19 protein-coding genes are annotated in these 19,464 nt (G+C 71.9%); 12 read left to right on the top strand and 7 right to left on the bottom strand.

Annotation, left to right across the window (positions count from 1 at the left end; all coding sequences use genetic code 11):
- Positions 1–23: 23 nt before the first annotated feature.
- Positions 24–734 (bottom strand): NADPH-dependent F420 reductase, encoded by a 711-nt coding sequence (npdG, locus tag ACFV6V_RS04455; RefSeq protein WP_385558950.1) that lies wholly within the window; start codon positions 732–734, stop codon positions 24–26.
- Between the two features lie 72 nt (positions 735–806).
- Between npdG and ACFV6V_RS04450 the strand changes: the two genes are divergently transcribed.
- Positions 807–1,412 carry a hypothetical protein gene (locus ACFV6V_RS04450; RefSeq protein ID WP_385558947.1) on the top strand — a complete coding sequence of 202 codons (606 nt, stop codon included), beginning with the start codon at positions 807–809 and terminating at the stop codon, positions 1,410–1,412.
- 276 nt (positions 1,413–1,688) lie between these two features.
- On the opposite strand, the gene ACFV6V_RS04445 is transcribed toward ACFV6V_RS04450, so the two are convergent.
- Complete coding sequence (locus ACFV6V_RS04445) at positions 1,689–1,919, bottom strand: hypothetical protein (protein WP_385558944.1); 231 nt, start codon at positions 1,917–1,919, stop codon at positions 1,689–1,691.
- Positions 1,920–2,013: 94 nt separating this feature from the next.
- On the opposite strand from ACFV6V_RS04445, the gene map reads away from it, so the two are divergent.
- Both map and ACFV6V_RS04435 read left to right on the top strand, forming a co-directional pair.
- Positions 2,014–2,871: a type I methionyl aminopeptidase gene (gene map, locus ACFV6V_RS04440; protein ID WP_385558942.1), complete on the top strand. Its 858-nt coding sequence runs from the start codon at positions 2,014–2,016 to the stop codon at positions 2,869–2,871.
- A 129-nt stretch (positions 2,872–3,000) separates the two neighbouring features.
- On the top strand, positions 3,001–3,651 hold the full coding sequence (locus tag ACFV6V_RS04435) for a heme oxygenase (biliverdin-producing) (protein ID WP_385559341.1): 651 nt from the start codon (positions 3,001–3,003) through the stop codon (positions 3,649–3,651).
- Here the strand turns inward: ACFV6V_RS04435 and ACFV6V_RS04430 are convergent.
- The 3 genes from ACFV6V_RS04430 to ACFV6V_RS04420 all read right to left on the bottom strand — a co-directional run bounded on the left by ACFV6V_RS04430 (position 3,599) and on the right by ACFV6V_RS04420 (position 7,494).
- Complete coding sequence (locus ACFV6V_RS04430) at positions 3,599–4,429, bottom strand: PhzF family phenazine biosynthesis protein (RefSeq protein ID WP_385558939.1); 831 nt, start codon at positions 4,427–4,429, stop codon at positions 3,599–3,601. The two genes, ACFV6V_RS04435 and ACFV6V_RS04430, sit on opposite strands and share 53 nt — an antisense overlap.
- Positions 4,430–4,513: 84 nt before the next feature.
- A complete protein-coding gene (locus ACFV6V_RS04425) occupies positions 4,514–6,013 on the bottom strand; it encodes an HtaA domain-containing protein (RefSeq protein WP_385558936.1) in 1,500 nt (499 codons plus the stop codon).
- A gap of 83 nt (positions 6,014–6,096) precedes the next feature.
- Positions 6,097–7,494: an HtaA domain-containing protein gene (locus ACFV6V_RS04420; RefSeq protein WP_385558933.1), complete on the bottom strand. Its 1,398-nt coding sequence runs from the start codon at positions 7,492–7,494 to the stop codon at positions 6,097–6,099.
- A gap of 180 nt (positions 7,495–7,674) precedes the next feature.
- On the opposite strand from ACFV6V_RS04420, the gene ACFV6V_RS04415 reads away from it, so the two are divergent.
- From ACFV6V_RS04415 to ACFV6V_RS04385, 7 genes are all read left to right on the top strand, one after another.
- Positions 7,675–8,727, top strand: coding sequence for a hemin ABC transporter substrate-binding protein (locus ACFV6V_RS04415; RefSeq protein ID WP_385558930.1), 1,053 nt, complete (start codon positions 7,675–7,677; stop codon positions 8,725–8,727).
- On the top strand, positions 8,724–9,833 hold the full coding sequence (locus ACFV6V_RS04410) for a FecCD family ABC transporter permease (RefSeq protein WP_385558927.1): 1,110 nt from the start codon (positions 8,724–8,726) through the stop codon (positions 9,831–9,833). The genes ACFV6V_RS04415 and ACFV6V_RS04410 overlap by 4 nt, the downstream gene beginning before the upstream one ends.
- Complete coding sequence (locus ACFV6V_RS04405; RefSeq protein WP_385558924.1) at positions 9,830–10,672, top strand: heme ABC transporter ATP-binding protein; 843 nt, start codon at positions 9,830–9,832, stop codon at positions 10,670–10,672. The genes ACFV6V_RS04410 and ACFV6V_RS04405 overlap by 4 nt, the downstream gene beginning before the upstream one ends.
- A gap of 200 nt (positions 10,673–10,872) precedes the next feature.
- Positions 10,873–12,021 (top strand): iron uptake system protein EfeO, encoded by a 1,149-nt coding sequence (gene efeO / locus ACFV6V_RS04400; RefSeq protein ID WP_385558922.1) that lies wholly within the window; start codon positions 10,873–10,875, stop codon positions 12,019–12,021.
- A 25-nt stretch (positions 12,022–12,046) separates the two neighbouring features.
- The gene (gene efeB, locus ACFV6V_RS04395; protein WP_385558920.1) at positions 12,047–13,369 is read left to right on the top strand and encodes an iron uptake transporter deferrochelatase/peroxidase subunit; all 1,323 of its coding nucleotides are present in this window, start codon (positions 12,047–12,049) and stop codon (positions 13,367–13,369) included.
- Between the two features lie 19 nt (positions 13,370–13,388).
- Complete coding sequence (efeU, locus tag ACFV6V_RS04390) at positions 13,389–14,375, top strand: iron uptake transporter permease EfeU (RefSeq protein WP_385558919.1); 987 nt, start codon at positions 13,389–13,391, stop codon at positions 14,373–14,375.
- Complete coding sequence (locus ACFV6V_RS04385) at positions 14,326–15,246, top strand: hypothetical protein (protein WP_385558916.1); 921 nt, start codon at positions 14,326–14,328, stop codon at positions 15,244–15,246. Before efeU ends, ACFV6V_RS04385 begins: the two co-directional genes overlap by 50 nt.
- 361 nt (positions 15,247–15,607) lie before the next feature.
- On the opposite strand, the gene ACFV6V_RS04380 is transcribed toward ACFV6V_RS04385, so the two are convergent.
- Positions 15,608–16,432, bottom strand: a complete 825-nt coding sequence (locus ACFV6V_RS04380; RefSeq protein WP_385558913.1) for a bifunctional DNA primase/polymerase — start codon at positions 16,430–16,432, stop codon at positions 15,608–15,610.
- A gap of 275 nt (positions 16,433–16,707) precedes the next feature.
- On the opposite strand from ACFV6V_RS04380, the gene ddaH reads away from it, so the two are divergent.
- Both ddaH and ACFV6V_RS04370 read left to right on the top strand, forming a co-directional pair.
- Positions 16,708–17,526: a dimethylargininase gene (ddaH, locus tag ACFV6V_RS04375; protein ID WP_385558910.1), complete on the top strand. Its 819-nt coding sequence runs from the start codon at positions 16,708–16,710 to the stop codon at positions 17,524–17,526.
- A gap of 80 nt (positions 17,527–17,606) precedes the next feature.
- Positions 17,607–18,620: a small ribosomal subunit Rsm22 family protein gene (locus ACFV6V_RS04370; protein WP_385558907.1), complete on the top strand. Its 1,014-nt coding sequence runs from the start codon at positions 17,607–17,609 to the stop codon at positions 18,618–18,620.
- Between the two features lie 4 nt (positions 18,621–18,624).
- Here ACFV6V_RS04370 and ACFV6V_RS04365 read toward each other — a convergent pair.
- Positions 18,625–19,464, bottom strand: an 840-nt coding sequence (locus tag ACFV6V_RS04365; RefSeq protein WP_385558904.1) for an MFS transporter, incomplete at its 5' end; no start/stop codon positions are given.

Raw genomic sequence — 19,464 nt, 5'->3', positions numbered from 1 at the left:
GCCCGTGCGGGGCCGGACCTGGGTCAGACGTCGGTCACCCGCAGGCCCGCGTGGGCCTTGTAGCGGCGGTTCACCGAGATCAGGTTGGCCACCAGGGACTCCACCTGGTGCGCGTTCCGCAGCCGCCCGGCGAAGACGCCCCGCATCCCGGGGATACGGGCCGCGAGGGCCTGTACGAGGTCGGTGTCGGCACGCGACTCGCCCAGCACCATCACATCGGTGTCGATCTCCTCGATCGACGCGTCCTGGAGCAGCACCGCGGAAAGGTGGTGGAAGGCCGCCGTGACCCGGGACTCAGGCAGCAGGGCGGCGGCCTGCTCGGCGGCGCTGCCCTCTTCCGGCTTCAGCGCGTAGGCGCCCTTCTTGTCGAAGCCGAGCGGGTTCACGCAGTCGACGACCAGCTTTCCGGCCAGCACCTCGCGCAGCGACTCCAGGGTCTTGGCGTGGCCGTCCCACGGCACCGCCACGATGACCACGTCGCTGCGCCGCGCGCACTCGGCGTTCTCCGCGCCCTCGACACCGAGGCCGAGCTCGGCGGCGGCGGTCTCGGCGCGCTCGGCCGCGCGGGAGCCGATGATCACCTTCTGCCCGGCGCGGGCCAGCCGGTACGCAAGGCCGCGGCCCTGGTCACCGGTGCCGCCGAGGACGCCGACGACCAGACCGGAGACGTCGGGGAGCTCCCAGGGGTCCTTCGGGGCAGGCTTGGGCGCGGCGGCGTTGTCTTGAGAAGTCATGTGCAGACCTTACGTGTACGGGTTTGCCGTACACCCCACACCGAGGGGGACCTTGCGGCAGGATGCCGGGCCATGGATGCCGTACGTGTCGCACTGCTGCGAGAGGTACTGGCCGGGACCGCCTGGCCCGCCGAGGCCCGGCGGTTCGCGGGTGTGCTGCGCTCGTCCGTCGTACCGCACGGCGGTGGGCTGCTGCTGGTGGGGACGGCGGAGTACGAGCCCTGGCACCTGGCCGCCCATCTCGTCGACGAGGCCGCCTGGTCGGGGCAGCCCGCGCTGGCCCCCACGCTGGTGCGGCACCGGGTACGTCGCGGCGACCCGGCGCATCTCGCCGTCGGGCTGGCCCGGGTGGAGACGGCGGGGAGGGGCGAGACGGTGCTGCTGGTGGCGCCGCAGCGGCCGGACACGGGGCTGCTCGAACGGGTGCACGACGCGCGCCACTCGGGGGCGACGGTGCTGGCGCTGGACGCCGGCGACCCCGAGGTGCAGGGTCTCGCGCATGAGGCCCTCACCGTCCCCCGGTCCGCCGAGGTGGACCTCGACACGGTCCAGCACCTGGTCAGCGCGGCGACCGGCGAGAACGGGGTGCCACCCGGCCACCCCCGCCGCGGGGGCCTGCGGGACAGGCTGTCCCGCCTGGCCGACCACTTGACGGCGCCGCCCCCGCGGAGGTGGTGACCCGGTTCAGCGGTGCGCCGCCCCCGTGGCGACACCCGGAGGGTCAGCCCTCGATCGCCGGACTTCGCCCCGGGCCCCCGGCCGGGCTGGGTGTTCAGGCTGCCCCGTGCCCGCGAGCCGGGCGTTGAGGCCGCACCGGGGCCGTGGTCGAGCCCCGTGCCCGGCCTTCCGCCGCGGTCTCGCGCATCTGTCCGGCCTGTCCCGCGTTCGAGGACGGACGCTCCGGCCCACCGCGCGGGGTGCGGCACTCCGCGAGACCCCGCACCCCGCGCGCGACTACTCCTGCGCGTCCTCACCCCGGGGCGCATCGTGCCAGCGGGGATCGTTCTCCCATTGGAGGTTCTTCTCACGCGCCGTCTCCATCGCGTGCTCCGCCTCCTGTCGCGTCGCGTAAGGGCCGAAGCGGTCCTTGGCCGGGCACTCCGGGCCCTCCTCGACCTTCTTGTGCTCCAGGCAGTAGAACCACTCGCCCGGCTTGCCCACCGTGCGCTTCTTGAACAGGGCCATCCTCGGCTCCTTCCTCTGTCGCCATGCTGCCTGCCCCGCAGGGCTCCCGCTACGACGCCGGGCGCGCGCGGACCCCCCGGATAGACTCGCTGGCATGTCTGGCCAGTCGCTGCTCGTACCAGGGAACCTCTCTCCCACCCGCTCCGTCCCCGGAAACATCCGGCGCCCCGAGTACGTCGGGAAGCCCATGCCGACGCCGTACACCGGCGCGGAGATCCAGGACGCCGAAACGATCGACCGCATGCGCATCGCGGGCCGCATCGCCGCACAGGCGATGGAGGAAGCCGCGAAGCTCATCGCGCCCGGTGTGACCACGGACGAACTGGACAGGGTGGCACACGAGTTCATGTGCGACCACGGGGCCTACCCGTCCACCCTGGGTTACCGCGGATTCCCGAAATCCCTGTGCTCCTCGGTCAACGAGGTGATCTGCCACGGGATCCCGGACTCGACGGTGCTGCGGGACGGCGACATCGTGAACCTGGACGTCACCGCGTACCTCAACGGGGTACACGGCGACAACAACGCCACCTACCTCTGCGGCGACGTCGACGAGGAGTCGAAGCTGCTCGTCGAGCGCACCAGGGAGGCGTTGAACCGGGCCATCAAGGCAGTCCGGCCGGGCCGCCAGGTCAATGTGATCGGACGGGTCATCGAGTCGTACGCGAAGCGATTCGGCTACGGCGTCGTGCGCGACTTCACCGGGCACGGGATCAATTCCTCGTTCCACTCCGGTCTGATCATCCCGCACTACGACAGCCCGCACGCGACCACGGTGATGCAGCCGGGGATGACCTTCACCATCGAGCCCATGCTGACGCTCGGCACGCACGAGTACGACATGTGGGACGACGGCTGGACCGTGGTGACGAAGGACCGCAAGCGGACCGCGCAGTTCGAGCACACGCTGGTGGTGACGGAGACGGGCACGGAGATTCTGACGTTGCCCTGAGCCGGAAGCGGGGTAGGTATTTACCGACAGGCCGTCGGGAACCAGTTGACTTAGGTATGCCTAAGTAGGAGCATCCTAACCGGTTCCCGTCCCCATCGGTCCACGCCCCGGAGGTCCGCATTGGACACGCTGGACACGCCCTTCTCGACGCTCATCCGAGTCGCCTCGCACGAGCAGCACACCGAGGCGGAGACCTCGACCTTCATGAGCGACCTGCTCGGCGGGCGGCTGGAGGTGGAGGCCTTCGCGCGGTACACGGAGCAGCTCTGGTTCGTGTACGCGGCCCTCGAAGGCGCGGCCGAATCGCTCAAGGCGGACCCGGTGGCCGGCCCTTTCATACAGCCTGAGCTGTTCCGCACGGCCGAGCTGGAGCGGGACCTGGCACATCTGCGCGGGCCCGGCTGGCGGGCCGGGGTGCGAGCGCTGCCCGCGACGGCGGCGTACGCGACCCGGGTCGAGGAGTGCGCCCGTGACTGGCCCGCGGGTTATGTGGCCCACCACTACACCCGCTATCTCGGCGACCTGTCGGGCGGTCAGATCATCCGTGACAAGGCCGAGCGGACCTGGGGCTTCGAGCGCAAGGGCGATGGCGTCCGGTTCTACGTCTTCGAGCAGATCACCAACCCCGCGGCGTTCAAGCGGGGTTACCGGGAGCTGCTGGACGGGGTGGACGCGGATGATCTGGAGAAGCAGCGGATCATCGACGAGTGCAAGCGTGCCTTCGACTTCAACGGAGCGGTGTTCCGGGAGCTGGAGGGGGAGTTTCCGCTGAGCGCATGACGGCGTGCGGAAGTCGGAGGCGCTGCGTGCGCCGCAGGGGCTCGATCCGGGTGGCGGTGGCGACGGCGCGTAGCGCGTCGGTGCTCCGCGAATGGGACAGGGCACTGACCGACGCACCGGGCTCGCTGGTGCGCGGCGCCATCCGCACCCGGCCGCCGATCTCCACGATGCCGTCGGGGCCCGGGGCGGTCAGGATCTGGGAGCCCCGGCCCTGGGTGATGTTCAGGGCCCGGCCGAGCCGCGCGGTCAGCAGCAGCGCCGCCGCGCCTGTCGCCTCGTCCTCGACGATCCCGTCACCGCGTCTGGGGAAGGCCCTGGCCCGTACCCGCCCGGCCGCCTCGTCCTCCCACGCCCAGGCGTACAGCCAGCCCTCACCGGGCGGCGGCGCGGGCAGGGCGTCGATCTCGGCCGCTGAGTCGTACCGCTCCAGCAGTCGCGGCGGCGCCCACTCGGCGCGTGCGCTGATCCAGGTGAACTCGCCGTCGTCGCGCGCCCACACCTCTCCCGCCGGCGGGTGCACGGTCTCCAGGTCCAGCAGCCAGGCGACGCCGACCAGCGGATGGCCCGCGAACGGCAGCCGCAGGCCGGGGGTGTAGATGTCGACGACCCCGCGCTCGGGGTCGTCGATGAACACGGTCTCGCTGAAGCCCAGCTCGGCCGCGAGCGTCTGCCGGGACTCCTGGTCGGGCCAGCGGCGAGGGTCGCGTACGACACCGAGTCGGTTACCGAACCGGCCGTCACCGGCGCAGAAGACCTGGAGCACGTCGAGTTCGTTCACTCCGGCATTCAAGCACCCGGGGGTGTGCGAGCGCCGCCCACAACCGGGAAACGGCCGGAGCGGCGATCGTCACATTCGGGAGCCTCAGTCGCTGACTCCAGCGCGGCGGCGCACTGCCAGGACCACGCCCGCGCCCGCGGCTGCAAGGGCGCCCGAGGCGGCGAGGAGGGTGCTGCTGGGGACCTCGGAGCCCGTGGCGGCGAGGTGGCCGGTGGTGGTGAGCCCCCCGCCGACGGTGCCGCCGGCCGTGTCCGTGCCCGTGCCCGTGCCGGAGGTGTCCGTGGTCGGTGTGCCACCGGAAGCGGCGGGCAGGGTGGCGTCCTTGTCGAGGGTGAGGGCGACCGTCACCGGGTCGATAGCGGTGCCCGGCCTGTAGAACACCTCGCCGCCCGGGCCCGCGAACTGCGCGGCGCCCGCCTTGGTGAGGGCGGCCGGGAGGTTCTTGAGGGTGACGACGCCGCTCTTCGCACGGAAGTCGGCCTTGCCGAGGTCGAGCCTGGCGAACGCCACGTCGTTCGCGGTGCCCTTGGCGGTGGTGACATCGGCGATGAGCGTGCCGGACTTGCCGGTCGCCTTCACCTTGACATCGCTGATGGTCCAGTCGATGCCGTGCCCGGCGCAGGCGAAGCGCACCGTGCCCACGAAGGAGGCGTCGACGCTGCGCGCCGTGGTGTCGAGCCGGGCCTTGCCGTAGCGGAAGTCGTAGAGAGCGCCGTTCTTCGCGGCGCCGCCGTTCGCGGTGATGGTGCCGCCGCAGATGTCGTCGACGTAGCCGCGCCACGACTTCTTGACGCCCCAGCTCAGCTTGCCACCCTGGACCTTGGCCGGAGACGGCTTCGTGGTGGGCTTCGCCGTCGGCTTGGAGGTCGCTGTCGCCGTGGCGGTCGGGGTCGGAATCGCGGTCGGGGTCGGCTTCGGCGGGGTTCCGCCGCCGCTCGCGGCCTTCACGGTGAGCGTCGCCGGGTCGAGTTGGGTGCCCTCCTGGTAGAAGCCGGAGAAGGCCGCTGCACCGCCTGCCGTGAGCTTGGCCGGAATGTCCTTGAACACCATGGCGCCGCCCGTGCCCTGTCCCGGGCGCACCCCGGACATGTCGAGCGCGGCGATCACCAGGTCGTTCTTGGTGTCGAAGCTGCCGTCCTGCTTCTTGGTGACCACATCGGCGGTGATCTCGCCGGTGGGGGTGGCCGAGCCCGTGGTGCTGAGCTTCAGGTCGGACATCGTGATGTCGAGTACGCCGCCGTGCGCCGTGAAGTGGACGCTGCCCCTGAAGGCGTTGGCGGTGGCGTGGGTGCCCGTGTCATAGGTGCCCTTGCCGTCCACGAAGGAGAAGACCCCGTTGTCCGGTGCCTGCTTGGCGCCCTCGCCCGTGGTGATCGTGCCGTGGGCGACGGGCGAGGCGAGGTACTTGCGGAAGGACTCCTTGAAGCCCCAGTCCAGGGTGCCGTCCTTCAGTTCCAGCGTCGGTGCACCGGGGGCCTTCTCCGCGGCGGAGGCGGGAAGGGCGATGGCGGTGGCGCCGAGGGCGGCGGCCACGGCGATGGCGGAGATGAGGGCTATGGGGCGTCGGGGGGCGCTGGCGGGCATGGTCGGTGGTCTCCTCGAAGCGGTGCTCGATGGCGGGGTGATGGAGTGGCGCGCGGTGATCGGGTGGAGCGGTGCGGTGCTGGTCAGTGGGTGGCACCGGCCCGGGTGCGGCGGCGTACGGCGTACCCGGCGATCGCAGCGGCGATGAGCACGCCCGCGCCGATCGCGGTCGCGCTCACCGAGCGGCCACCGCCGGACGGAGGCTCGGCGGCAGCGGCGGCATGCGCGGCGGGCTTCGTGCTCGGGGCGGGCGATGCGGCGCCGCTGCCCAGGTCCGGCAGTGCGGGAAGCTGCGCCTTCGCGTCCACGGCCACGGCGAGCGAGACCGGGTCCATCGCGGTGCCCGCCCGGTACAGCGATCCGAAGGCCCTGGCGCCGTCCGGCGTGAGGGTGGCCGGGGCTTCACTGAGACGGGCGAGCCCCGACTCCGGGGCGAAGTCCCTGGCGGGGAAGGTGATGAGGGGTACGGCCCGGTCGGTCCTGCCGTCACGCGTCACATCGGCGCTGAGGCTCCCACGACCCCCGCTCACGGTGACCGCGAGCCGTCCGAGTGTCAGGTCGAGACCGGTTCCGGTGAAGCGGACGGTGCCGGTGAAGTCCGCGTCCAGCGTCCGCTTGCCGGGGTCGTACGTTCCCTTGCCCCGCGGGAAGCGGAAGAGCGCACCGCCGTCCTGGGCGCCGCCGCCGAGGGTCCAGGAGCCCTTGGCGATGGGGCCGGTGACGTACTCGCGGAAGGTGCGGCGCACTCCCCAGTCGACGGCCGCGTCCCGGAAGTCACCCGCGGTCGGCTTCGGCGGTTCCGGCTGCGGGGACGGCTGCCGCGAGGGCTTCCGGGGCGGGGCGGCGGAGCGTACGTCGACCGACAGGCTCACCGGGTCGAGCGCGGTGCCGGCCCGGTAGTAGCCCGCGAAGGCTGTGGCGCCGCGCGAGGTGAGGGTGGCGGGGATGGCGGTGAGGTCGATGGGGCTGCCGCCGCCCCGCATGTCGACGCCGGAGAGGTCCAGCGAGGCGAGCGGCACCTGGGACGAGGTGGTGACCTTGCCTGAGTCCTTGGCCTTGCTGGCCATGTCGGCGTAGAGGGTGCCGCTGCCGCCGCCGATACGGACGGTGGGGCGGCTGACGACCAGGTCCAGGGCATGGCTGCCGTCGGCCGCCTTGTGGCCGAGGAAGTGGACACCGCCCGAGAAGCGTGCGGTGAACGCTCCGGTGTCCGGGTCGTAGCCGCCGGTAGCCGAGTGGAAGCGGAACCGGCTTCCGCCGATGGCGGCCGCTCCCCCGGTCAGGTTCCAGCTGCCACGGGCGACGGGGCCCGTGACATAGCTCTGGAAGGAGGACTTGATGCCCCAGTCGAGCCGGCCGCCCTGGACCGTACGGCTCTCCGCGTGCGCCACCGTCACCGGAAGCAGGGCCCCGACAAGGGCCGCGAACAGCGTGGCGGCGAGAGCCCGGCGAACGGGCCGGCCCGGTCTGCACGGCAGCATGAAGCACCCCTCCAAGGACTGGCGAGCAAGGTAAGGCTAACCTAAGCTACCGCGGACCGCTCTGGAAGCCCATAGCTCTCCCCGGGCCACGGAAACGGCCTGAATCAACTTCAACTCCACTTCTATTCAGGGAAGTTGCAGTTGAAGAGCAGTAGAGGACCGACAGGACGGAGCTCATCGGTGCGCAGATCCCGCCTGGCGAGTGCGCTGGTTTCCGCGCTCGCCCTCGCCCTGGCCGCGACGGGCTGCGGCGGGGGGAACCCCGGCAGCACGCACGACACCGACCACACCAAGGGCGTACCTGCCGCAGCATCGGCCCCCGACCGGGTCGAGCCACTGAGCACCGCGCCCCACCCCCGGCTGCCCGTCACGGTGGGATCGGCGGACGGCACTCGGGTCACCGTCACCTCCACCGACCGGATCGTGCCGCTGACCGGCTCGCTCAGCGAGATCGTGTTCACGCTGGGGCTCGGCAAGCACGTGGTGGCCCGGGACATCACGGCCACCTTCGAACAGGCCGCCGGTCTGCCGTTGGTGACCCGCGCCCATGACGTCTCGGCGGAGAGCGTGCTGTCACTGAGGCCGACGGTCGTGCTCGCCGACACCTCCTCCGGACCGGCCGATGCCATCGCCCAGATCAGGGACGCCGGGGTCCCGCTGGTCGTGGTGGAACCGGCCAAGGACCTGGACGATGTGGGCAGGCGGATCGACACCGTCGCCGCCGCCCTCGGCGTGCGGTCGTCGGGCGCGGAGCTGAAGCAGCGCACCGAGCAGCGGATCGCCGCCGTACGCAAGGACATCCCGGCACCGGCGGACGGCGGCGCGGCCCGAAAGCCCCGGGTCGCCTTCCTCTATCTGCGCGGCACCGCCGCCGTCTATCTGCTGGGCGGGGCCGATTCCGGGGCGAGTTCCCTGCTGGAGGCGGCGGGAGCGGTGGACGCGGGCAAGGAGTCCGGGCTCACCAAGGACTTCACCCCGCTCACCAGCGAGGCACTCGCCGAAGCCGCACCCGACGCGCTGCTCGTCATGAGCAAGGGCCTCGCGTCGGTGGGCGGAGTCGACGGGCTCGTGGGGATCCCCGGGGTCGCCGAGACTCCGGCAGGCGTGGACCGCAGGGTCGTCTCGATCGAGGACGGTGTGCTGCTCAACTACGGGCCGCGCACGGACGAGGTACTGCGCTCGCTGGTCGGGCAGCTCTACGGGAACGGCGGGAACGGCGGGGCCGGGAAGTGACCGTGTCCCCGCCCCGTACGGATGCCGTCGAGGCCCCCGCCGCCGGCGCCTCACCGCCACCCGGCGACGCGCGGCGACGGCGCCCCACCTCGTACCTCCTCACCGCCGGCCTCATCGGCGCCCTGCTGGCGCTGTGTCTGCTGTCCGCCGGACTCGGGGCCTACCACCTGCCCTTGGGCGATGTGCTCGCCTCCGTGCTGCACCGGGCCGGGCTCGGCGGCCATGCCCTGGACCGCACGGCGGAGAGCGTGCTGTGGAACATCCGGCTGCCGCGCGTGGTGCTGGCGCTGCTGGTGGGCTCGTCCCTGGGCTGCGCCGGGGCGCTGATGCAGGGGGTGTTCGGCAATCCACTGGCCGAGCCCGGGGTCATCGGGATCTCGGCGGGGGCGGCGGTGGGCGCGGTCGGCGCGATCGCGCTCGGGCTGGGCTTCCTCGGCAACTGGACGGTGACGGTGTGCGCGTTCGCGGCCGGGCTCGCCACGGTGTCGCTGGTGTACGTGATGTCACGCTCGGGCGGCCGTACGGAAGTCGTGACCCTGATCCTCACCGGCATCGCGGTGAACGCCTTCGCGGGCGCGATGATCGGGCTGTTCGTGTTCTTCGCCGACAACGCCCAGATCACCCAGATCACCTTCTGGCAGCTTGGTTCGATCGCTCAGGCGACCTGGCCGAAAGTGCTCGCCGTGCTGCCGTGCGCGGCCATCGGACTGCTGGTCGCACCGGTGTACGCACGGCAGTTGGACCTGCTGGCGCTCGGCGAGCGGCCGGCCCGTCATCTGGGTGTGCGGGTGGAGCGTCTGCGGGCCGTCATGATCCTGGTCGTGGCGCTGCTCACGGCTGCGGCGGTCGCGGTGGCGGGTGTCATCTCCTTCGTGGGCCTGCTCGTGCCGCATCTGCTGCGCATGGCGAACGGTCCCGGGCACCGCTTCCTGGTGCCGGGCAGTGCACTGGGCGGCGCGGTGGTGCTGGTGGCGGGGGATCTCGCGGCACGTACGGCGGCGGCTCCGGCGGAACTTCCGCTGGGGGTGCTGACGGCGCTCTTCGGCAGCCCGTTCTTCTTCGCACTGCTGCGGCGCACCCGGCGCAGGCAGGGAGGCTGGGCATGAAGCGCCTCACCCGGCTGCTGCCCTCCCGCGGGCGCGAGCTGCCCGCGCCGCCATCCCCCGGTGACACCGTGCTCGAGATCCGGGCCCTGCGCGTGCGTCTCGGCGGCTCGCTCGACGCGCTGCGCGGAGTCGATCTGACCGCGCGGGCGGGCGAGGTGCTGGCGCTGGTCGGACCGAACGGCGCCGGGAAGTCCACGCTGCTCGCCGCGTGCGCCGCCGACCTCGCCCCGGCGTCGGGCGAGGTACGGATCTGCGGGCGGCCCGCGACGGACTGGCCCGCGCCCGCGCTCGCGCTGCGCCGGGCCGTTCTCCCGCAGTCGGCCGCGCTGTCGTTCCCCTTCACCGCCGCGGAGGTGGTGCGGATGGGCCGCGCGCCCTGGTCGGGCACCCCGTTCGAGGAGGACGACGACGCCGCGGTCGCCGAAGCCATGGAGCGCACGGAGACCTCCGGTTTCGCTGGCCGGCCGTTCTCCGCGCTGTCCGGGGGTGAGCGCGCCCGGGTGGCCCTGGCGCGCGTACTCGCCCAGCGGGCACCGCTGCTGCTGCTCGACGAGCCGACAGCCGCGCTGGATCTGCGCCATCAGGAACTGGTGCTGAGGCTCTGCCGGGAGCGGGCCGCGGCGGGCGACACCGTCGTGGTCGTGCTGCACGATCTGGGCCTGGCCGCCGCGTACGCGGACCGGGTGGCAGTGCTCGACGGCGGGCGGGTCGCGGCCGAAGGGCCCCCGGAGCGGGTGCTGTCGGAGGAGCTCATCGGCGCGGTCTACCGGCAGCCGGTGGACGTGTTGCGGCATCCGGCGACCGGGGCGCCGCTCGTTGTACCCAAAAGGGGCACTTGACCTTCGCTTGACCTGTGCCGGGGGCAGACATGACAGATCCGTGATCGGACCGTGCCCGGGCTTCTCGTATGACGGACGGATGAGAGACGAATCACTGGACGGATGGGATTCGGTCAGGTAAGCCTCGGTTAAGTTAGGTCCGCCTCACCGCCGTAGGACTCCCGTCCTGCGGCCGTTGTCCGTTCACTCGTGGAGCCTGTATGCGACCCGTCCGTCTCTCCGCCCTCACCGCCGTGGCTGCCGTGACCGCTCTCACCGCCGTCACCGGCTGCGCCGAGAAGGGCGACGCGAAGGGCGGCCACGGCGCCGTCAGCGTCACCGCGAAGGACGACGCCTGCGAGGTGTCCACCAAGGAGTTCCCGGCCGGGCACGTCCAGCTCGACATCGAGAACAAGGGCTCCAAGGTCACCGAGGTCTACATCCTCTTCCCCGACGACCGCATCGTCACCGAGCGCGAGAACATCGGTCCCGGCACCAAGGCCACCATCACCGCCGAGATCAAGGCCGGCGAGTACGCGATCGCCTGCAAGCCCGGCATGAAGGGCGAGGGCATCCGCCAGCAGGTCAAGGTCACCGGCGGCACCGCAGCCAAGCGCTCCCCGGAGATGGACAAGGCGGTCGCCGCGTACCGCACCTACGTCCAGCAGCAGGCCGACGAGACCCTGCCCAAGGTGAAGGTGTTCACCGACGCCGTGCGCGCGGGCGACATCGAGGCGGCCAAGAAGGCCTACGCCGACTCCCGTATCGGCTGGGAGCGCACCGAGCCGGTCGCCGAGTCCTTCGGCGACATCGACCCGAAGGTCGACCTGCGTGAGGACGGCGTCGCCGACCTGGAGCCGGGCCAGAAGTGGGGCGGCTGGCACCGCCTGGAGAAGGCGCTGTGGCAGGACAAGAAGCTCGGCGCCGAGGAGAAGGCCTTCGCCGACACCCTCGACAAGGATCTCGCGGTCTGGGTGAAGAAGGTCGGCACCGCCGAGATCACCCCCACCTCGATGGCGAACGGCGCCAAGGAGCTGCTCGACGAGGTCGCGACCGGCAAGGTCACCGGTGAGGAGGAGCGTTACTCCCACACCGACCTGGTCGACTTCAAGGCGAACGTCGAGGGCGCGCAGAAGTCCTACGAGCTGCTGAAGCCGGTGGCGTCGAAGAACGACGCGAAGCTGGTCGCCGAGCTGGACAAGCAGTTCACGGCGATGAACGCGCTGCTGGACAAGTACCGCGCGGACAAGAACACCTACGTCTTCACTTCGTACGACAAGGTCACGCCGGCTCAGCGCAAGGAGCTGTCCGACGCCGTCAACGCACTGGCAGAGCCGCTTTCGAAGCTCGCCGCCGCCGTGGTCAAGTAACGGACGCGAGGGGGACGACGCAACCATGTCCGAAACGACGAAGCCCATGGAATCCACGGAACCGACGGACTCCACGGACCAGACGAACACGACGGATCCGGCAGACGCCACGGGCGAGGACCGGAACACCACACCCTCCCGGCGCACCCTGCTGGGCTGGGGCGGAGCCGGGCTCGCGCTCGGCGCCGCCGCCGCGGGCGGTGCCGCCGCCCTGGCGCGCGGCGGGGACGAGGCCGTGCCCGCCGCGCTCAGCGGCGCCGCCGTGCCCTTCCACGGCACGCACCAGGCGGGTATCGCCACCGCCGTGCAGGACCGGCTGCACTTCGCCGCGTTCGACGTGAAGACCAGGGACCGCGCCGAGCTGATCCAGCTGCTGAAGGACTGGACCCGGGCCGCCGAGCGGATGGCGGCAGGGCTGCCGGTGGGCGAGGGCGCCTACGGCGGTCTCGCCGAGGCCCCGCCGGACGACACCGGTGAGGCGCTCGGTCTGAAGCCGACCCGGCTGACCCTCACCGTCGGCTTCGGCCCCTCGCTGTTCGACGACCGCTTCGGTCTGAAGGGCAGCAGGCCCGCGGCGCTGATCGACCTGCCGAAGTTCGCCGGTGACAACCTCGATCCGGCCCGCAGCGGCGGCGACCTGTGCGTCCAGGCGTGCGCCGACGACCCGCAGGTCGCCGTGCACGCCATCCGCAACCTCGCCAGGATCGGCTTCGGCAAGGTCACGGTGCGCTGGTCGCAGCTCGGGTTCGGCAAGACCTCGTCCACCACCCCGGAGGAGCAGACCCCGCGCAACATGATGGGCTTCAAGGACGGCACCCGGAACATCCCGGGCACCGACCAGGAGGCTCTCGAGAAGCATGTGTGGGTGTCGCAGAAGGACGGCCCGGCCTGGCTGGCCGGGGGCTCGTACCTGGTGGCACGCCGGATCCGGATGAACATCGAGACCTGGGACCGTACTCCGCTCCAGGAGCAGGAGGACATCTTCGGCCGCGACAAGGGCGAGGGTGCTCCGGTCGGCAAGGCGAAGGAGCGCGACGAACCGTTCCTCCCCGCCATGTTGCCGACCTCGCACGTCCGCCTGGCCCATCCGGACTCCAACGGCGGGGCGAAGCTGCTGCGCCGCGGCTACTCCTTCACGGACGGCACGGACGGGCTGGGCCGCCTCGACGCGGGCCTGTTCTTCCTCGCCTACCAGCGGGACGTGGCCAAGGGATTCGTACCGGTGCAGCGCAGTCTCGCGACGGACGACCTCAACGAGTACATCCAGCACGTGGGTTCGGCGCTGTTCGCCGTCCCGCCGGGCGTCCGCGACAAGGACGACTGGTGGGGCCGGGCGCTGTTCTCGTAGGCAAGCGAAGGGACCTGCCGTGTTCGGCAACTATCTGATCGGTCTGCGCGAGGGCCTCGAGGCCAGCCTGGTGGTCTGCATCCTCGTCGCCTACCTGGTGAAGACGGGCCGCCGTGACGCGCTGAAGCCGATCTGGATCGGTATCGGCGTGGCGTGCGCGCTGTCGCTGGCCTTCGGCGCGGCACTCGAATTCGGCTCGCAGGAGCTGACGTTCGAGGCACAGGAACTGCTCGGCGGGTCCCTTTCGATCCTGGCCGTCGGCCTGGTCACCTGGATGGTGTTCTGGATGCGGCGCACCGCGCGGCATCTGAAGGCGGAGCTCGGCGCCAAGCTCGACGCGGCCCTGGAGATGGGTACGGGCGCCCTGGTGGTGACGGCGTTCCTCGCCGTGGGCCGGGAGGGCCTGGAGACCGCGCTGTTCGTGTGGGCCTCGGTGCGTGCCGCGGCCGACCAGGGCGGCTCCTCGGCCCCGCTGACCGGGGTGCTGCTCGGCATCGCGACCGCGGTCGTGCTGGGCTGGCTGTTCTACCGGGGCGCCCTGAAAATCAACCTGGCGAAGTTCTTCACCTGGACGGGTGGAATGCTGGTCGTCGTGGCCGCGGGCGTGCTCGCGTACGGCGTCCACGACTTGCAGGAGGCCCGTTTCCTCGGCGGTCTGCCGGACAAGGCCTTCGACATCAGCGAGGCCATCCCGCCGGACAGCTGGTACGGCACCCTGCTGAAGGGTGTCTTCAACTTCCAGCCCGACCCGACCGTCCTCCAGGTCACGGTGTGGGCCCTGTATCTGATCCCGGCACTTGCGCTGTTCCTCTCCCCGGTAGGGTTCGGACGGTCAGTGGGGGTCGAGAAGCAGAAGGCAAGCGATGAGCAGGCCCAAGAGCAGGCGGAGCCGGGCGGTGACGGGGCTCGCGGCGACGACGGTGACGACGGTGTTGTCGCTGACGGCGAGCGGGTGCGTGACGGTTCACGGCGAGCTGGAAGTCGTACCAGCGGCGACGACGACTGAAGCCGCACAGGCACTCGACGACTTCACCGACGCGTACAACGCCGCGGACCGGGCCTACGATCCGGCGCTCGACGCGGCTCAGGTGACCGGCGCACTCGGTGCGATCAACCAGGCCGGGCTGAAGGCACGCAGTGTGACCAGCCCGCGCGGCAACTCCCAGCACCGGTCGCTGGAACTCACGGACGCGAAGTTCCATGTGCCCAAGAAGGCCGGCTGGCCGCGCTGGTTCCTGGCGGACACGGACAGCAACCGTGACGTGGACAGCGGCGACCGGGACTCCCGCTGGCTGGTGGTGTTCGTGAAGACCGGCAGCGACGCGCAGTGGGAGGCCTCGTATCTGGCCATCCTCAGCCGAAACGAGGTGCCACGCTTCCGCACCGACCAGGACGGCTACGCCCTGCCGGTCGGGACCGAATCGGATGAGACGGCGGTCGCCCCGGATCAGCTGAGCAAGGAATACGCCTCATATCTGCGCAGTGGCAAGCCGGAGCGCTTCGTGGCGGGCGAGGCCACGAGCGAATGGCGCGAGCGGCGCGAGCAGAAGAAGACGCGGCGGTCCGGTGTGGTCACCGAGTTCGTCGACCAGCCGCTGAACAGCGGCCAGTTCGCACCGCTGGGTCTGGTCACGGACGACGGCGGGGCACTGGTGTTCTTCTCGATGCGCTACTACGAGCGGCAGACAGCGCCGGCGGGCTACCGGCCGAAGGCCAGCCCGGACGAGAAGGCCCTGATGACCGGGGAGATCAAGAACACGCTCACCAAGGAGTGGATGTCCAGCCAGGCGGCGAAGGTGGCTCCGCGCGGTGGCTCGGAGCCCTCGGTCGCGATAGTGGGCCGGCTTCAGGGCGTGACCTCGGCGAAGGGCTCGTAAGCACGCGCTCACGGCCATCGGCGCACCGGCTCGTTTCAGCAGGTGCATGCGGGCATGTGCGCAGGGGCGCCGGCTTGCAGGCACCGGCTCGTGCCCCCCGCCGGCGCGGGGCACGAGCGCGGCCCCGCAACCGCCCCCCCGGCCCGCCCGCCCCCCCAAGGCGGCCCGGGCGGGGGCGCGCCCCGGCCGCGGCGGCGCGGGGTGTGGGGCGGGGGGGCGCGGGTTGGCCGGCCCGGGCGGGCCCCCCGCCCGGGCGGGGCCCCCGCCCGCGGCCGCGATACGGCCCCGCGGGCCGGCCGGCACGGCATCGGCGGCCTGGGCGGCGGCTCGACGCGGCCGAGGCGGCGCGGGCCCGGGGGCGTCAGCGGCGCGCGGGCCAGGCCACCGAGTGCTGGTCGTGCTCGTCCGTCTCGTCCGCGTACCGGGCGCAGGCATCGGCGAGCGCCTCGAGCAGCGTCAGCGGATCCGGCAGGGGGTGTTCCGGGCCCCGTACCCAGTCGACGGTGAGGCCGTCGGGCAGTCGCGCGGGCGGTACGAGGACATAGCTGCCGCGACTGTGCCAGCGCAGGCCCGGATGCTCGTCCATGGTCTCCGGATGGCAGTCCAGCGCGCAGGGCCACCACTCGTCCTCGTCCTCCGGGGTGCCGCGGGTGGCGGTGAAGAACAGCATCCGCCCCTCCCCGGACTCGGCGACCGGACCGACCTCGACGCCTTCCCCCAGCAGCCGCTCGAGCGCGGCTCGTCCGGCTGCGGCCGGTACGTCGAGGACGTCATGGACCATGCCGGTGGCGGTGATGAAATTGGCCTCCGGCTGTTCTTCCGCCCAGCGCTCGACGGTCGCCCCGTCGTGCGTGGCCTGGGTCTGCCAGGCGAAGGAGACGGGATGGCGGGCGGGGGTGGGGCAGCCGATGCGCTCGCAGGAGCAGCGGAAGCCGGCCGGATGCGCGGCGGGCGCGAGCGGCAGTCCGGCGCCCGCGGTGGCGAGCAGCAGCTCGCGCCGGTCCGCGCCCGCGTCGGCAGCGCTGTCCTCGCGGGCACGCCTGCGCAGCCATTGCGGAAGCCGGTTCTCCCAGGACGTCCTGCCGCGCGCGCCGCGACTGCGGTCGGTACTGCCAGTGCGGTCGCTATTGCCGGTGCCGTCGTTGCCGCCGATGTCATCGATGCCGTCGCCCATCGATCCCCTCACCTCAGCTCTCCCCCTGTGGTCCCCGCCATGGTCCCACCATCGGGTGCGCTAGGTGGCCGCACCCCCCGATCGGGTGGCGGGATCCCCGGTCAGGGGCCGGATTCGCGGGGCTGGCGACGGGTGGGCGCGGCAGGTCGTTTCGCCGGGCCGCGCGCCTGCAATACATGTGATGAACCACCCGTTCGGATCACGCGCGAAGCCGCCGAACGGCGCACTATAGCTGCACGCACAACCGTGCGTCGCTGCTCTGCTCTGACGTTCCTGAGGAGCCTGCATTGCCTCGTGACGCTAGATCCCGCCGCTACCTGATGTGCCCACCCACGCACTTCGAGGTGACGTACTCCATCAACCCCTGGATGGACCCCGGGAAGCCCGTTGACCTGCCGCTGGCCATGGCCCAGTGGGAAGACCTGCGCGACCGCTACCTCGCGCTCGGCCACACCGTGGAACTGCTGGACCCCCGCCCCGACCTCCCCGACATGGTGTACGCGGCGAACGGCGCGTGCGTGGTGGACGGACGGGTGCTCGGCGCGCGCTTCGCGCACCGGGAGCGGGAGGCGGAGGCGGAGGCGCATCTGGAGTGGTTCCGCGCGCACGGGTTCACCGAGATCCATGAGCCGTTGCACATCAACGAGGGCGAGGGCGACTTCGCGGTCACCTCGACGTATGTGCTCGCCGGGCAGGGCTTCCGGTCCAGCCCGCTGTCGCACGGCGAGGCGCAGGAGTTCTTCGGCAGGCCGGTGATCGGTCTTGAGCTGGTGGACCCGCGCTACTACCACCTCGACACGGCACTGTCCGTGCTGGACGACGACAGGGACGAGATCATGTACTACCCCGGCGCCTTCTCGCCGGGCAGCCGGGCGGTCCTCGCCCGGCTCTTCCCCGACGCCCTGCTCACCAGCGAGGAGGATGCGGCGAGGCTGGGACTCAACGCGGTGAGCGACGGCCGCCATGTGGTGCTTCCGCAGGCGGCGACGGGTCTGTTCGAGCCGCTGCGGGAGCGGGGCTTCGAACCCGTCGGCGTGGATCTCGGCGAGCTGCTGAAGGGCGGCGGCAGCGTGAAGTGCTGTACGCAGGAGCTACGGGCGGCCTGACCGGAGCGGACGAGTCCCGGGGGCCGGTGCCTGGCACCCGGGACGACCTCGAGCCACCCGTGAACCCTTAGAATTCGCCGGTGAACGCCACTCCTCCCACCCACTCCCCCAGCACGCCCCGAGCCGGTCTCGGCACCGCTCTCGCCGGCCTCCTCGAGGGTCTGCCGCAGGGCAGGGTCGCCCAGGCCGTGGAGCGGCTGATCGCCAGCTACCGGGGGGACACCCCGACGGACGCACCGGTGCTGCGGGACCGGGTGGATGTGGCCGCGTACGCCGCGTACCGCATGCCCGCGACCTTCGAGGCGGTACGGTCCGCGCTTCTGGCCTTCCGCGCGGCCCTGCCCGACTGGGCACCCGCCACCCACACCGACATCGGCGGCGGTACGGGCGCGGCGAGCTGGGCCGTGGCCGACGCCTGGCCGGAGGGCACCCAGCGCACCACGGTGCTGGACTGGGCGGAGCCGGCACTGGCCCTGGGCCGGGAGCTGGCCGCGGCCGCGGAGTCCCCCGCGCTGCGCGGTGCGCGCTGGCAGAGGGCGAGGATCGGCTCGGCCATGGGCCTGGAGCCCGTGGACCTGGTCACGGTGTCGTATGTGCTGAAGGAACTCACGGAGGCCGACCGGGCCGCGGTGGTCGAGCAGTCCGCAGCCGCCGGCCGGACGGTGCTGATCGTCGAGCCGGGGACCCCCGACGGCTACGAGCGTGTCATGGAGGCCCGCGACCGGCTGATCGCCGCGGGCCTGCGGGTCGCGGCCCCCTGCCCGCACAGCGACGCCTGCCCGATCGTCCCCGGCAGCGACTGGTGCCACTTCGCGGCCCGGGTCAGCCGTTCGTCGCTGCACCGCCAGGTGAAGGGCGGGTCGCTGGCGTACGAGGACGAGAAGTTCAGCTACGTCGCCGCCACCCGCCTCCCGGCGGCCCCGGCGGCCGGCCGGGTGGTCCGTAAGCCCCAGATCCGCAAGGGCCAAGTGCTGCTCGACCTGTGTTCCGACGACGGGACCCTGCAGCGCACCACGGTCACCAAGCGCCATGGCGCGCTCTACCGCGAGGCCCGCGACACGGGCTGGGGCGCCCAGTGGCCGCCTGCCGAGTGAGCGGTTACGAGGCGCTCGCCTCGGCGGACTGCGTGGCCTGATCCGCCGGAGCGGTGGCCTGCCTGGGGATGCCGCCTTCACCGCGCCAGGGTCGGCAGAGGCCCAGGAAGCACCCCATCGCGCCGAGCGCGCAGACCAGCTGGACCACGGCCATGGGCACGGCGGTGGTCTCGCCCGCGATCCCGACCAGCGGGGACGCGATCGCTCCGACGAGGAACGCGGACGTGCCGAGCAGCGCGGATGCGGAGCCGGCGGCGTGCGGGGTGCGCATCAGCGCCAGCGCGTTGGTGTTGGGCAGCACCAGACCCGTCGCGGACATCAGCACGAACAACCCGGCCGCGACCGGGACCAGCCCGACCTCGCCGAAGACCCCGGAGGTCATCAGCAGCAGCGCGAGCGCGGCAAGACCGATCACGGCCAGTCCGGTGCCGAGCGCCTTGTCCAGGCTGACCCGGCCCACCAGCAGCTTCCCGTTGATCTGCCCCACCGCCACCAGACCGAGCGAGTTGAGCCCGAACAGCAGGCTGAACGTCTGCGGCGAGGCCCCGTAGATCTCCTGCACCACGAACGGGGACGCGGATATGTAAGCGAACAGGGTCGCGAAGGCCAGCCCGCCCGCCAGCACGTAACCGGTGAACACCCGGTCCGACAGCAACCCCCGCATGGTGCCCAGCGCCTGGCCCACGCCCCCGCCATGCCGCCGCTCCGGCGGCAGCGTCTCCCGCAGGAACCTCGCCGCCACCAGCGTCAGCAGCAGCCCCACCCCGGCGAGCACATAGAACACCCCGCGCCAGTCCGTCACCCGCAGGACCTGCCCGCCGATCAACGGCGCGATGATCGGCGC

Source organism: Streptomyces sp. NPDC059828 (assembly GCF_042731955.1).
GTDB lineage: Bacteria > Actinomycetota > Actinomycetes > Streptomycetales > Streptomycetaceae > Streptomyces.
Note: the sequence above shows the minus strand (reverse complement) of the source record. Positions and strands in the feature narration are given on the sequence as shown.

Coding starts and splice junctions, on each gene's coding strand:
- npdG (WP_385558950.1), bottom strand. CDS start 734: ATGACTTCTCAAGACAACGCCGCCGCGCCCAAGCCTGCCCCGAAGGAC.
- ACFV6V_RS04450 (WP_385558947.1), top strand. CDS start 807: ATGGATGCCGTACGTGTCGCACTGCTGCGAGAGGTACTGGCCGGGACC.
- ACFV6V_RS04445 (WP_385558944.1), bottom strand. CDS start 1,919: ATGGCCCTGTTCAAGAAGCGCACGGTGGGCAAGCCGGGCGAGTGGTTC.
- map (WP_385558942.1), top strand. CDS start 2,014: ATGTCTGGCCAGTCGCTGCTCGTACCAGGGAACCTCTCTCCCACCCGC.
- ACFV6V_RS04425 (WP_385558936.1), bottom strand. CDS start 6,013: ATGCCCGCCAGCGCCCCCCGACGCCCCATAGCCCTCATCTCCGCCATC.
- ACFV6V_RS04420 (WP_385558933.1), bottom strand. CDS start 7,494: ATGCTGCCGTGCAGACCGGGCCGGCCCGTTCGCCGGGCTCTCGCCGCC.
- ACFV6V_RS04405 (WP_385558924.1), top strand. CDS start 9,830: ATGAAGCGCCTCACCCGGCTGCTGCCCTCCCGCGGGCGCGAGCTGCCC.
- efeO (WP_385558922.1), top strand. CDS start 10,873: ATGCGACCCGTCCGTCTCTCCGCCCTCACCGCCGTGGCTGCCGTGACC.
- efeB (WP_385558920.1), top strand. CDS start 12,047: ATGTCCGAAACGACGAAGCCCATGGAATCCACGGAACCGACGGACTCC.